At 41.4% G+C, this 14,084-nt stretch carries 12 protein-coding genes; 4 read left to right on the top strand and 8 right to left on the bottom strand.

Annotation, left to right across the window (positions count from 1 at the left end; translation table 11 throughout):
• The 4 genes from nrfD to ACFQ3S_RS17530 form a co-directional block, all read right to left on the bottom strand.
• Nucleotides 1–1,473 (bottom strand): NrfD/PsrC family molybdoenzyme membrane anchor subunit, encoded by a 1,473-nt coding sequence (gene nrfD, locus ACFQ3S_RS17545; protein ID WP_377166885.1) that lies wholly within the window; start codon nucleotides 1,471–1,473, stop codon nucleotides 1–3.
• A gap of 32 nt (nucleotides 1,474–1,505) precedes the next feature.
• The gene (locus ACFQ3S_RS17540) at nucleotides 1,506–4,541 is read right to left on the bottom strand and encodes a TAT-variant-translocated molybdopterin oxidoreductase (RefSeq protein ID WP_377166883.1); all 3,036 of its coding nucleotides are present in this window, start codon (nucleotides 4,539–4,541) and stop codon (nucleotides 1,506–1,508) included.
• 40 nt (nucleotides 4,542–4,581) lie between these two features.
• Nucleotides 4,582–5,862, bottom strand: a complete 1,281-nt coding sequence (locus ACFQ3S_RS17535) for a cytochrome c3 family protein (RefSeq protein ID WP_377166881.1) — start codon at nucleotides 5,860–5,862, stop codon at nucleotides 4,582–4,584.
• 345 nt (nucleotides 5,863–6,207) lie between these two features.
• Nucleotides 6,208–7,188 (bottom strand): deoxyhypusine synthase family protein, encoded by a 981-nt coding sequence (locus ACFQ3S_RS17530; RefSeq protein ID WP_377166879.1) that lies wholly within the window; start codon nucleotides 7,186–7,188, stop codon nucleotides 6,208–6,210.
• Nucleotides 7,189–7,396: 208 nt separating this feature from the next.
• On the opposite strand from ACFQ3S_RS17530, the gene ACFQ3S_RS17525 reads away from it, so the two are divergent.
• From ACFQ3S_RS17525 to ACFQ3S_RS17510, 4 genes are all read left to right on the top strand, one after another.
• Complete coding sequence (locus ACFQ3S_RS17525) at nucleotides 7,397–8,533, top strand: polymerase (RefSeq protein ID WP_377166877.1); 1,137 nt, start codon at nucleotides 7,397–7,399, stop codon at nucleotides 8,531–8,533.
• Nucleotides 8,534–8,641: 108 nt separating this feature from the next.
• Nucleotides 8,642–9,259, top strand: coding sequence for a polysaccharide deacetylase family protein (locus tag ACFQ3S_RS17520; protein ID WP_377166875.1), 618 nt, complete (start codon nucleotides 8,642–8,644; stop codon nucleotides 9,257–9,259).
• A 148-nt stretch (nucleotides 9,260–9,407) separates the two neighbouring features.
• Nucleotides 9,408–10,283 (top strand): hypothetical protein, encoded by an 876-nt coding sequence (locus ACFQ3S_RS17515; protein WP_377166873.1) that lies wholly within the window; start codon nucleotides 9,408–9,410, stop codon nucleotides 10,281–10,283.
• Nucleotides 10,284–10,904, top strand: coding sequence for a class I SAM-dependent methyltransferase (locus ACFQ3S_RS17510; protein ID WP_377166871.1), 621 nt, complete (start codon nucleotides 10,284–10,286; stop codon nucleotides 10,902–10,904).
• 16 nt (nucleotides 10,905–10,920) lie between these two features.
• Here ACFQ3S_RS17510 and modA read toward each other — a convergent pair whose 3' ends face one another.
• Genes modA through moaC form a run of 4 tightly spaced genes read right to left on the bottom strand, consistent with a single transcriptional unit; the run spans nucleotide 10,921 to nucleotide 13,849 of the window.
• Entirely contained in the window at nucleotides 10,921–11,673 is a 753-nt protein-coding gene (gene modA / locus ACFQ3S_RS17505; protein ID WP_377166869.1) for a molybdate ABC transporter substrate-binding protein, read from the bottom strand.
• 15 nt (nucleotides 11,674–11,688) lie between these two features.
• The gene (locus ACFQ3S_RS17500; protein ID WP_377166867.1) at nucleotides 11,689–12,171 is read right to left on the bottom strand and encodes a molybdopterin-dependent oxidoreductase; all 483 of its coding nucleotides are present in this window, start codon (nucleotides 12,169–12,171) and stop codon (nucleotides 11,689–11,691) included.
• Between the two features lie 48 nt (nucleotides 12,172–12,219).
• On the bottom strand, nucleotides 12,220–13,368 hold the full coding sequence (locus ACFQ3S_RS17495) for an NTP transferase domain-containing protein (RefSeq protein WP_377166865.1): 1,149 nt from the start codon (nucleotides 13,366–13,368) through the stop codon (nucleotides 12,220–12,222).
• The gene (gene moaC, locus ACFQ3S_RS17490) at nucleotides 13,361–13,849 is read right to left on the bottom strand and encodes a cyclic pyranopterin monophosphate synthase MoaC (RefSeq protein WP_377166863.1); all 489 of its coding nucleotides are present in this window, start codon (nucleotides 13,847–13,849) and stop codon (nucleotides 13,361–13,363) included. Before moaC ends, ACFQ3S_RS17495 begins: the two co-directional genes overlap by 8 nt.
• Nucleotides 13,850–14,084: the final 235 nt, after the last annotated feature.

The raw sequence follows: 14,084 nt of genomic DNA, 5'->3' as shown, positions 1-14,084 counted from the left end.
TTATGCTTTTTGGTATTGATTTAAATCAACACTATCGTATTTCTCTAATGCTGTTGTATAATCGTCAACGTGCGTAGGATCTAAATGGCCGTCGTCTATCAGTTTCTTTTTAGCCTGCTCACTCGATGATTTCAGCAACAATTTAACCTCTGCCATTGCAACAGATGGTAAAACGCGGATGAATAAGAGGAACATGGTAAAGAACAAACCTATCGATCCTATAAAAATCCCCACGTCGGTCCAGGTTGGATAGAACATCACCCAGCTCGAAGGAATATAATCGCGGTGTAGAGATGTTACAATGATTACAAAACGCTCGAACCACATACCGATGTTTACAATAATGGATAGTATCCATGACAGTGGGATATTGATACGGATCTTCTTAAACCAAAACAGCTGAGGTGTAATTACATTACAGGTCATCATGCTCCAGTAAGCCCACCAGTATGGCCCAGTTGAACGATTAATGAACGCGTATTGTTCATACTCCACACCCGAATACCAGGCAATAAAGAATTCGGTAATATAAGCCACACCCACAATAGAACCCGTTAACAATATGATTTTATTCATAGATTCGATGTGGAACATGGTGATATAGTTTTCCAGACCTAATACCTTACGGGCAATAAGCAACAGGGTTTGTACCATGGCAAAACCCGAGAAGATAGCACCCGCAACGAAGTATGGGGGGAAGATGGTTGTATGCCATCCTGGTTCCAGTGAAGTTGCAAAGTCAAAGGATACTATAGTGTGTACCGAAAGTACCAGTGGTGTTGAAATACCAGCCAGAATTAATGACACGGTTTCAAAACGTTGCCAAGTTTTTACCGACCCTGTCCAGCCGAAAGATAATACAGAGTAAATACGGCGGCGTAAGCCTGTAGCACGGTCGCGGATACTTGCTATATCGGGTAATAAACCGGTGTACCAGAATATTAAAGATACAGAGAAATAAGTTGAGATCGCGAACACGTCCATCATCAGTGCTGAGTTCCAGTTTACCCATAACGAGCCATATTGGTTTGGTAATGGTAAGGTCCAGTAAGCTAACCACGGACGGCCCATGTGACCAAAGATGTAAGTGGCGGCGCAAATAACCGCGAAAATGGTCATCGCCTCTGCCGAACGGTTAATGGAATTACGCCAGTTTTGACGGAAGATTAACAATACTGCCGAGATCAAAGTTCCGGCGTGACCGATACCCACCCACCATACGAAACCGGTAATATCCCAGGCCCAGCCTACTGTTTTGTTTAACCCCCATGCACCAACGCCATACCAAAAGGTATAGCTAATAGAGAACAGCCAAAGAGCTGCGCCTAATGAGGCCAGCGAAAAGCCGATCCACCAGGCCATGTTGGGTTTATTTTCTACAGGGAATAAAACCTCGTTTGTAATTTGGGCATAGGTAATGTCCTTGCCCGTAATTAACGGTTCCCTGATTATTGATTCACTGTGAGATGCCATAGTATATAAATATCTATCTCGTGTAATAATGTTTAAGCCTCTGTTGGTAATCTGTTTCTAACCTTGGCTTGATAGCCAATACCTGGTTTTACGTTCAACTCCTCTAATACGTAATAAGTTCTTTCGCTTTTTAAAGCTAATGATACTTCCGATTTAGGATCGTTGGCGTTACCAAAAATAATTGCGTTTGCCGGGCATGTTTGCTGACAAGCTACTTTGATATCACCATCGGCCAGCGGACGTTTTTCCAATTTGGCATTCAGCTTACCAGCCTGAATACGTTGAGCGCACATAGAGCATTTTTCCATTACACCACGGAAACGGGTGGTAACATCTGGGTTTAATACCAGCTCGGTGTGCTCATTTTGAATATAGTTCTCAAAACGTGAATCGTTCCAGTAGTTAAACCAGTTGAAACGACGTACTTTATAAGGACAGTTGTTAGCACAATAACGGGTACCTACACAACGGTTATAGGTCATTTGGTTTAAACCTTCGCTGGAGTGTGTGGTAGCTAATACCGGGCACACGGTTTCGCAAGGCGCGTGATCGCAGTGCTGGCAAAGCATCGGCTGAAAAGTAACCGATACGTGATCTAAATCTTCCAGCTTGCTGATTTCTTTCTCTTCGGTAACAGTTTTTCCTTTCTCGTCGAAACTGTAGTAACGGTCAATACGGATCCAGTGCATTTCACGACGACGGCGAACCTCATCGCGACCTACAACGGGTATATTATTTTCAGCGTTACAGGCTACCACACAGGCTCCGCAACCAGTACAGGCGTTTAAGTCTACCGCCATTACCCAGTTGTACTGCGGACGATCATATTCAGCCCACAAGTCGTAGGTCTCTTTTTTCTCGTGACCCTCATGCTCAGGCTTTTTCAGGTACTCCTGTAAAGTTGTTTCACGCACTACGTCACGACCTTCATAAGAGTGGTGGGTTTGTGTTTGAGCAAATTCTATTTTATCGCCGCCTAACTTCTCTATACCTGCAACTGCGTTCCCCTGGAAAGTACCATTGGTGAGTACCAGGAAAGGATATGCATTTTTACCAACCGCGTCGCCTACTTTACCGGCTTTACTACGGCCATAACCCAATGCAACAGACAAGGTGCCTTGTGCCTGTCCTGGCTGTAATAATACAGGAAGTTCGGTACTGTAACCATTGGCTGTAATTTTGATCAGGTCGCCTTCTTCCAGCTTCATTTCTTCGGCTGTTTTAGGTGCTATGGCTGCAAAATTATCCCAAGTAACTTTTGATACCGGCTCGGGTAATTCCTGTAACCAAGGATTGTTGGCATACTTACCGTTACCTATAGTGTTGTTTTCATAAACCTGTAATTCTAACTTACCTTCAGTGGCAGTAATTTTGTTACCATAACCCAATATGGTTTGTGCAACACCGTTAAGGTCACGGTTAAAAACTACAGGCGATACCGGTTTTTCAGCAACCTCAATAAAACCAGTTTGCAATACGGTTTCCCAACCATTTTGGCCGGTTAAACCACCTTTAGCTAAAATATTGGTATTCCAGGTATTACGTACAAAAGTATAGTAATCTTTAACGGCATTATCTGCCCATATTAATAAGCTTTGTTCGGCTTGGCGGGTATCATATACCGGGTTAATGGTTGGCTGCACAATAGTATAGTAACCTTCAACCGCGTTTTCATCACCCCATGATTCGAGGTAGTGATGATTGGGAGCCACAATATTACAGTTAGCAGCGGTTTCGTCATTATAACCACTGAACGATACTCTCAGACGTACCTTTTTAAGTGCATCTTCAAATGCGCTGCTCTGGTAATAATTATAAACCGGGTTACTACCTAAAAACATTACAGCGCCAACTTCGCCGCGTTTCACTTCTTCAACCAGGGCTATAATATCAGCATCGTTACCTTTGTACTGGTATGATGGATTATCAAGGTCGATAGTGGTGCCATAACTGCCTAATAATGAGTTAATGGCATTTACCAATACTTGTGTAGCTACATCATTACTTCCGCTAACTACCAGGGCACGGCCTTTGGCAGCAACCAGTTCTTTACCGGCTAAAATAATGGCGTTATCGGCTACGTTGTTACCAAGCTTCTTAGAACCCGGCAAAGTATTTCCCGATATAACGTTATAAAGATTAACGAGTGCCAGTCCTTCTTGCGATACTTTAACGGGTATGCGCACATCAGCGTTACTACCTGTTAAACTCAAACCACTCTCAAACTGAATAAGGCGCAGCATTTTACCGCTTTTGATAGCCTTTTCGTTACGACGTGAAGCGAACTGACGCGTAAACTCGGCGGCAGAGATCCATGAACCCAGAAAATCGGCTCCGAAACTTACCACCAGATCGGCACGATCTATACGGTAATGAGGCAATACTGCCTTTCCAAAGCTATTTTGATTAGCCTGAATAATGCCGGTATAAGATACGGCATCGTAAGTAATGTGTTTGGTAGCAGGGTACTGGGCAACAAACGCATCAATTGCGCCTAAAGTAGATGGGCTATTGATTGTTGACGTAACCAAACATATTTTTTTGCCGCTTGCTTTAATAGCAACCAGCTCATTTTTCACAAAGCTGTCAAGTGCGCTCCATGCGGTGTCTCCACCATCTTGCATAGGCCCTTTGAGGCGACTTGTATCATACAAATCTAACACCGAAGCTTGTACTTGCGCACTTACACCACCTTTACCAAATAAATCGTTGGGATTACCTTCAATTTTAATTGGGCGTCCTTCGCGGGTTTTAACCAATATAGCTTGTCCGTCGTAGCTTGATACGTAGAAGTTAGCTATACCTGGAGTTACCTCTTCGGGTTTAATTAAGTAAGGAATTGATTTATGAACCGGAACTTTTGAACATGCAGCCAGTGAAACCGCACCTATACCAAAACCAACCGTTTTTAAGAAGTTACGGCGTGGCGTAGTACCAGCAAGCCCGTTGCCGCTCAGCACTTCCTCAATAGGAATAGGCTCAGCAAACTCATGCTTGTTTAATTCAACAAACTCTGGCGTTTTGTTCAGCTCTTCTAAACCTTTCCAGTATTTTTTATTGCTTTCCATTTAAGCTATATAAACTGTAAATTGCTAAGTTTCTTAATTGTTAATAGTGACACTTACCGCACTCCAAGCCACCTAATGCAGCCGCGGTAACTTTCTCACCACGTTTTAAGCGGTCGTGTACCTGTATCATATTATCGTAGTATGCATTGCCTTTGAAACCGGTTTCGGTACGTTTGTGACATTGGATACACCATTTCATGGTAAGCGGTGAGTATTGGTAAACCTCTTTCATGGTTTGTATAGGACCGTGACATTGCTGGCACTCTATACCGGCAACTTTTACGTGCTGCGAGTGGTTGAAGTAAGCCAGATCGGGCAGGTTATGCACCCGAACCCACTGAATAGGACGAGACTTGGTAGTATCATATTTTTGCGTACCCGGGTCGTAACCCAATGCATCATAAATTTTATGAATTTCGGGCGACTCGGTTTTAACAACCTTGTGGCAATTCATACACACGTTTAGCGATGGTATAGTAGCGTTTTTACTCTTGTAAGCACCGCCGTGGCAATACTGGCAATTGATCTTCATTACACCGGCATGCAACTCGTGAGAGTATTTAATTGGCTGTACCGGCTGATATCCTTGGTGAACATTAGTGTTCCACATGCCTACCCAGCCCCAGCTCGCGAAAGCGATGGTTCCGGCCAACACAAAGAAAAATACTAACTTTTTGTTTTTAGCTAATTTTTTTATGGTAGCCAAACGATCAACCGGAGCAGTTTCAGGAGCAGCAAATTCGGCTTGCTCTTCGGGTAACATGCTTTTACGTTTCAGTATCACACGCTCCAGTGTACCAATAACCCGATTTAACACCAGGATAATGATGAAAGCGATGATGATCACACCAATTAAACCAAAGATCATGGTATTGTTTGGTGTGCTATCAACCGCAGCAATATTACCGCCAACAGCACCAGCAGCCGGAGCAGCCTGCATTTTTTTATACTCTTCGCGAACATAACCAATGATGTTAGCAACATCGCCATCGCTTAACTCGGTGAACACGTTCATGCCCGCCTGGTTGTATTCGTTGTAAATCTTTAGCGCCTTTGGATCTTTAGCGGCTATTAAGGCCTGGTTGTTCTGGATCCATTTGGTTAACCACTTGTCGTCAGTTTCAGAGGTCATGGTTGGTCCCAAAGCCGGACCTGTCATGCGTACATCTAATTTATGACACGCAGTACATTTAGCTTTATACAAAGCCTCACCCTTGGCCAGGTCAGCCTGTGCACGGACGGTAAAGCTCAAAGCAGTTAAACCCGCCAAAAGCAATACCGATCTTGAAAAGTTTTTAAAAAGTAATGAGATATTTCTCATAAAGCGTATTTATGCTGAATAATTTTTTTGTTTGTGAAACTCTTTCAACTGAAATAACATAGATATCCCGCTATTTGCAGTTCACAAAAGTAAAATTTTATAGGCTATGGCTGACAAATTACTGACACATGTTTCTAATTTATAATCAGTCTAAACTAATTAAATAAATAGCCTATTGAAGGGCAAACGTTCATTTTTTTGGCACTACATTAATTTTTCTTACCAGATGCCATTGGTTATGTATTTTAATTTTCAAATTATCTTGCAAAATAAAAAAAGCTTCTTATTGTTTAAAGAAGCTTTTATTTGATGTACTGCTTACGCTAACAAGAATGTATTAAACTGTTATTGTTTTAATATCCAGGCGAATATCAAAGGCACCACTATGGTCGCATCGCTTTCCACAATAAATTTAGGGGTGTGAATATCCAGTTTACCCCAGGTTATCTTTTCGTTGGGCACGGCGCCCGAGTATGAGCCGTAGGATGTGGTTGAATCACTGATCTGGCAGAAATAGCTCCAGAACGGGATATTTTCCATCTCCATATCCTGATACAACATTGGCACTACACATATAGGGAAATCGCCGGCAATACCACCACCTATCTGGAAAAATCCTATTCCCTTACCATCAGAGTTCTTTACATACCAATCTGCCAGCCAGGTCATATACTCAATACCGCTCTTCATGGTACTGGCTTTTAACTGGCCTTTAATTATGTAGGATGCAAAAATGTTTCCCATGGTACTATCTTCCCAACCGGGTACAACAATAGGCAGATTTTTTTCGGCAGCAGCCAGCATCCAGGAGTTCTTAGGGTCAATTTCATAGTATTGCTCCAAATCGCCGCTCAATAACATTTTGTACATGTATTCATGCGGAAAGTAACGCTCACCAGCATCTTCAGCATCCTTCCAAACCTGGTGAATATGTTTTTGCAGTCGACGGAAAGCTTCCTCTTCAGGAATACAGGTATCGGTTACACGGTTATAATGGTTTTCTAACAAATCCCACTCATCCTGCGGACTCAAATCGCGGTAGTTGGGTACGCGTTTGTAGTGAGAGTGCGCTACCAGGTTCATTATATCCTCTTCCAGGTTGGCGCCTGTACAGCTGATGATCGCAATTTTATCCTGACGAATCATTTCGGCCAGCGAAATACCCAATTCAGCCGTACTCATGGCACCAGCTAAAGTGACCATCATTTTACCACCCTCTAATAAGTGAGTTTCATATCCTTTAGCCGCATCCATTAAGGCAGCTGCGTTAAAGTGCAAATAGTTTTTCTCAATAAATTGAGATATGGGTCCTCTTGTAGTGCTCATCTTAATCCTTTTTAAATCAGCCGCAAAAGTAGGGATTTAGTTTATAAAGTTGTTCGAAGAATTAGGAATAGCACTAAAGATATCAGCTACAACAACCATAGTATTGCATGGTACTAAACCAGGGCAAATAATCACATCAACCATCAACCTCTCCCCTATTCAAACAATAAACTTACCTTTGCGCTTATATCACGTTCGCCTAACATTCATGAAAAAATATATAGTTCTGTTATGCCTGTTTGCTGCAAACATTATAATAATTCAAGCGCAGCCTAAATTTATACCCAAGTTTGTGCGTAAAATGCTGTTTGAAAAGGATAGCAGCCGCGGCTCGAGTTTCTTCCTGTTGCCTGTTTTAAGTTCGGCTCCCGAAACCGGTTTAGAATTAGGCGCATCAACCCTGTATTCTTTTTATACCGATAGCAGCCGTGTTACCCGTGTATCTAATGTATTTGCCTATGCCACTTTTACTACCGAAGGGCAGCAGCGCGTTAGCCTGAGCAGTAGTTACTGGTTTCCGCAAAACAGGTATCATTATACAGCTTTAATTAGCTACATCAATTTCCCTTTTAACTTTTACGGCATTGGCAATGCTACGCAAAAAGTAGATGAGCAACGCATCAGCGAAAAACGTTTTAAAATCAACTTTAGTGGCGAAAAACGATTAGGGCAGTATGTGTATGTAGGTTATGTATTGGGTGGATACGATTATAAGTACCGTATTGATAATACCGGCAAAAGCTTTGAAGCCAACCTTACCCCGCAAGACCGTGACGGCGGTGCAGGATTTTATGCCGGCCCCAATGTAACCTTCGATAATCGTAATAATAATACTTATACCACCAAGGGAATGCATTTAAATGCTTATCTCAATGTAATGCACGGGTTATTTTCCGACAATAATTATAAAGGCAGTTTCCTGAATGTGGAATATGCCCAGTTTTTCGCGCTTAGCAAACGCTTTTTATTAGGTTTAAATGTACAGGAGCAAAGTTTATTAGGGAAACAAACCCCGTTTTATTTATTGCCCGAATTAGGTAACGATGAAATTATGCGGGGTTACTACAACGGCCGTTACCGCGACAAAAATATGCTGGCCGGCCAAACCGAACTCCGTTATCGCCTGAGCGACCGCATTGGCCTGGCAGGTTTTGTGGGTACCGGCAGCGTGTTTAAAAACAGCTTTAGCTTTAATCAACTTAAACCTAACTACGGTGGCGGTCTGCGTTATTTCTTCGATACCGAAAAAGGACTTACTATGCGGGTAGACTACGGCATTGGCGAAAAACCAGCAGGAGAAAAACGCCAGCAGGGTTTTTACTTGAGTTTGGGTGAAGCTTTTTAAATTTTGCTGTTTGGCGACATATTACTATCATTTTATATTCAGTTGAAATTAGGGTTTAATGCGTTTTCCATAAACCAATAACCCCACATAAAATAACTTAATTTGTATATGTACCTGGTTAAAACACCCTGGCTACTTAAAAAGCTGTATCCGCAACTGGTTTGGAACCGTAACCGTCATGAGCCGGTTATTTACCTTACTTTTGATGATGGGCCTATCCCGATAATTACACCTTTTGTGCTCGAAACATTGAGAACGTATAATGCCAAGGCTACATTTTTTTGCATCGGCGATAATGTACAAAAGCATCCTGATGTTTTTAAGCAAATACAGGCTGACGGTCATGCTATAGGAAATCATACTTTTAACCACCTACGCGGCTGGAACACTGACGACCAAACTTATATTGATAATTTTACACAAGCCGATGCACTACTCCGTACCCTGCTTTTTCGGCCGCCGTATGGCAGGGCCAAAAGGTCGCAAATTAAAAAGCTTTTAGTATTAAACCCCAACCTGCAAATCATTATGTGGGATGTATTGAGTGGCGACTGGGACATGGGCCTGAAACCTGCCGATTGCCTCAAAGGTGTACTTAAACACGTTGGTAATGGTACCATAGTTGTTTTTCATGATAGCGTAAAGGCATTTAACCGCTTAGAGTATGTACTGCCAAGGGCTCTTAAAGTATGGAGTGACGCTGGGTATAGGTTTGAGATGCTTTAATTAAAAAATGAAGCATCGGTCTATAATAGTATTTTCCTAAACGTAATAAAAGCGAAATAAAGCGTGTAAACCTAACACGCTATTCTGGCATAAAAGCAACAAACGTATTTACAAACAATAACTTCGTGCTATCATATTATCACATATAATGAAAAAGTACCTGCAAGCCGCATTTGATGCTTTGCTATTCAGCAATGTATTTATAGCTTTATGTGCTGTTGCGCAGGGTTTAGTTACTTTTCATATTATTGGCGCTGAGCCGGTTTACGTGGTGCTTGCTCTTTTATTTGCTTCCACACTGGGGCTATACAACTTTTGTATCCTTATTATACGCCCTAAGCGGCCGCAAACTTCGCCATACAGGCGGGTGCGTTGGTTCTTTAAGCATCATCGCTTAATGGTTACTATTACCATTACTTGCCTACTGGCTTTAATACCGCTTTTTTTTATGCTGGCTAATTCCTCCAAAATACTATTGATTGGTTTGGCAGTACTATCTTTCGGGTACGGGTTGCCCTTGTTTAGCAGTAAAGGCGGCAAATCAGGTTTGCGTAATATACCGGGTTTAAAGGCCATTTTAATTACCGTGGTGTGGACGCTGAGCTGCGTTCTGCTACCCATAATGGAAATGCAGGACACACTGCACATGAATATACCCGCCTCTACCACATGGATTATATTAGCTAAACGCTTCCTGTTCATCGCTGCGCTTACCGTACCATTTGATATCCGCGATCTTTTTAATGACCGCATAGCGGGTTTAAAAACCATACCTGTAGCTTTTGGCGAACAAAAGGCTTACCTTTTTTGCCAATTTTTACTGGCTGGGCATATTTTATTACTCTTGTTGTTGCGTAATTACAAGCTTACCAGTGATTTTTATGCATTAACGTTAGTGTCTATTCTCACTGGCTGGCTCATTTTTAAATCAGCGTGGAAACGTAACGAATATTACTATTTCTTTTATCTTGATGGAGTACTTATTTTACAATATTTGGCTTTGGTAATATTTGAGCTTTTTTAAATGACTGCTAACTACAACAATGTAGCCTGGTTTTACGAACGCTTATCTAAAATTATATTTGGCCAGGCGCAGGTTAAAGCACAGAATTTTTTCTTAAACAGTATTAAAGCCGGCTCGCATATAATCATTATAGGTGGCGGTACAGGCGAGATATTAGAAAGTATTACCAAAATTCATCCAATTGGGCTGCATATCACCTATATTGAAACTTCAACCAATATGATGGCCTTATCCCGCAAAAGAGATACCGGGCAAAATGAGGTTAACTATATTACCGATAACATCGAAAAGGTTACTTTCGTACAGCAATTTGATGTGGTGATCACAGCATTTTTATTAGATAATTTTTCGGATAAATATTTGGCTGCTGTGTTTCCGCATATTCATGCCCGGTTAAAATTAACAGGCTTATGGTTAAACACAGATTTTCAGCTGACCGGGAAACTATGGCAAAAAGTTATGCTTAAAATGATGTATGCATTTTTTGGGCTATTTAATGCGATAGAAGTAACGAAACTCCCTGATACGAATTTAATATTTAGGAAGTACGGGTATTATATAATTGGAGAGAAGTTTTTTTATAGGAATTTTATAGCCTCGAAAATGTACAAAAAGATCTAAAGAGCATCATCTTTTCTTATTGTAATTTGTAACCATATTTTTTAAATATTTGCTTAGCCTTTACGTCAAATAAAAAATTATAGAACTTTTTTGCTTGTTTCAGGTTTTCGCCTATTGATGTTTTTAACACCACAACACCTTGGGCTATAGGCTTGTATAACTTATTGTCTACTTCTTTCCAGTTGCCTTTGTATTTTTGCGCAGGGTTCAGCACTGTAGATTTGGCTGTGAAAGCTACATCAACAACACCGGTTAACAAATATTGATCGACTTGTGCAATACTTTCTCCGTAAACCAATTTTGGTTTTAGTTTGGCTAAGAGGCCGCTACGCTCTATAGCCTGTTCGGCGGCTTCGCCATAAGGGGCTAATACAGCATTTGCAATGGCGATTTTTTGTATAGCTGGATCGGTTAAAGCATTTAATCCTTTTAATAAGCTTATCTCTTTTTTACTCCACATTACCAGCGTACCATAAGCGTAAATTTCAGGCTTAGCCGCAGTAAGCTGCTTATTGTAAAGTGCCTGCGGATATTTCATATCGGCCGAAAGAAAAACATCGAATGGTGCTCCCTGTTCAATTTGTGCAGTCAATTTACCCGATGAACTTACAATGAGTTCGGCTTCAACACCTGTTTGCTGTTTAAATTCTTTCGCCAACACCTCGGCTACAAATTGGGCGTTGGCCGCCACGGCTATCCGCAATTTTTGAGCCACACCCGTTGTAGGTAAAGCAAGTATCAGGTAAATTAAAACCAATCCCTTTTTCATATCCAACACTACCCGCTATTTAACTCTCACTACGTGTATGCTGGTTACCTGGCGCATCCATCGGGCATGCTTTTTTTCGCCGGGTACTATAATTTGAAAAGGGCCACTTTCAGATGGCAATGGTTTTTTATCGGTCCTGTCGGCCAATATAATGGTACGATTAGCAAATAGCAGATCAATTTCTGGAAGGGTATAAATAGCTTTATAATTATCGGCCGCGGTTACCACAATATAGGTCATGATGGTTTTCTTCTTAGCCGAATCTCCCATCATAACACCTGCTTTGGCTAAAATGTCTGTCAGCGGTACGCCGCTGTAACGATGCACTTTTTCATCGTGTGCTTTGGCCATAACCACTACTTGCTTCATATTGGCAAACATAGCTTTGGTTAGTGTAATTGGTATAATGTCATCGCCTGTAATGGTAACACCTTGCGCATAAACATTAAATGTAAAAGCTATGAATAAGGTCAAAAATACGAATAAGATTTTTTTCATGAGACTGCGAGTAATAGTTTATTAAATACAAGCCAATAAAGCAGATTTTTAGCTGATGGATTTATGCAAATGAGCCATAGCGGCTTGCTGCTCTTCGGGGTAATTTACGTTTTGCAGATCTTTTACAACAGGTGCCTGCAGCAGTTCCACATCCGAATTAATGAGCACTTTGCGCGGACACGAATAGCCCTGACTTAAAAATTGCAGCATTACCGGGTATGCCTTCGGTTCCCAAACGGTAATGAGGGGTTCGGGAAACCTATTTTCATTATCCATAAAACAAGTAGCCAATTTGGATGGATTACGATGCTCCACTAAAAATGCCAAAGTTTCGGCCGATAGGTAAGGCAAGTCGCAAGCTAAAGTAAACCAAGCGGTGTTAGGATTAGTTTGAAAAGCAGAAAGTATGCCACCGAACGGACCTAAACCCGTAAAAGTATCTAACACCACCGGTAGTTGCTCATCTTGGTTAACGGCTTGCGCATTAGCGTAAGAAATGTACACATCTTTACAATAACCCCTTAATAATTGGTGTACATGCAGGCGCTGACTTTTGCCAAAATATTCCAGGCTACCTTTATCGGTTTGCATGCGCTGGCTTTGTCCGCCTGCTAATACCAGTCCGTTGAGTTGGGGCAGGCGTAAAGTTAAGTATTTGTCTATGAACTTGGCAATCGATAAGATATCGCCCAACTTTAAAACAGGCACTGCCGAACCAATAGGTAAATGCTGAGTAATGTAACGGGGAATTGTATCTATCTCGTCAGCAAGCAAAATGAGTTGTATATTGGTCAGCTTTTCCAGCTTCTGATCCAAAGGTTTTACCGAATCTATTACCACAATCTGGCTTTCAGCTGTAAAGTGATTGCCATTAACCAGCACCAGGTCATGATTGTTAAATGTGCTGTGAAATTGGAACTGATTTAACGTTTGTTTACAATTCAAACTTCGGTAAGTGATCTTGTCCGTAAATTCCATTGTAGCACCTTTTGTTAAAGCCGAATCTTCATCAACCTGCGGGGCTTTATGGTCAGCATCAACATAAGCAATTTGGTACTTGGCATACAACTCCTGTATAACATGATTGCTCAAATCACGAATATTGCTACAAGTAGTTCCTAAAATAGCCAGTTCGCTACGGTGAAACTTCCCCAATATAGGGCGTACGAGTTTAGCGTGCTTTTGATGCTTATTCATGATAGTCGCTGTTGCCTCCTTTTTTTTCAATTAGCTTGGTTTCCTTTATCACAATACGGTGAGAAAAAGCTTTACACATATCATAAATAGTTAAGGCGGCTACGCTGGCTCCTGTCAACGCCTCCATTTCTACACCTGTTTTGGAGGTAATGGTGGCAGTGCATTCAATGAATACCTCCTGCTGCTCATTAATACTGATCTCTATTTTACAGTTTTCTAAAGCCAACGGATGACAAAGCGGTATCAGATCTGCTGTTTTTTTAGCCGCCATAGTGCCCGCAATTATAGCGGTTTGGAATACAGGTCCCTTTTTAGTTTGAATCTCATTCCCTTGCAAATGCCGCATGATCTCATCTCCTAATACCACAATACTTTGGGCACGAGCAATACGCTTGGTTACCTGCTTGTCACTCACATCGACCATGGCCGGGTAATTGGTTTGTGGATTTATATGGGTAAAAATCTTTTCGGTAGTGCTCATAGATGATTAATATAATACAAATCTACATACTTTGTGTTCACTATGGTTATGAGCTAATGGTAATTATGTTATTTAGGGAAGGTAAGCGTTCCGGGTTAATTAATTAAATTCCGAGAAGAAAGCTACTGCGTTACACAGGAACGGGAGTAACGATATTGCAAGTAAAGCATTATCCCCTTATTTATAAAACGCAAAAAACCCCGATGCATTTTGCATGCAAGGGGGTTTAAGGATA

The sequence above is a fragment of the Mucilaginibacter terrae genome, assembly GCF_042679325.1.
In the GTDB taxonomy this organism is placed as follows: domain Bacteria; phylum Bacteroidota; class Bacteroidia; order Sphingobacteriales; family Sphingobacteriaceae; genus Mucilaginibacter; species Mucilaginibacter terrae.
This window is presented reverse-complemented; position numbering and strand designations above follow the sequence as displayed.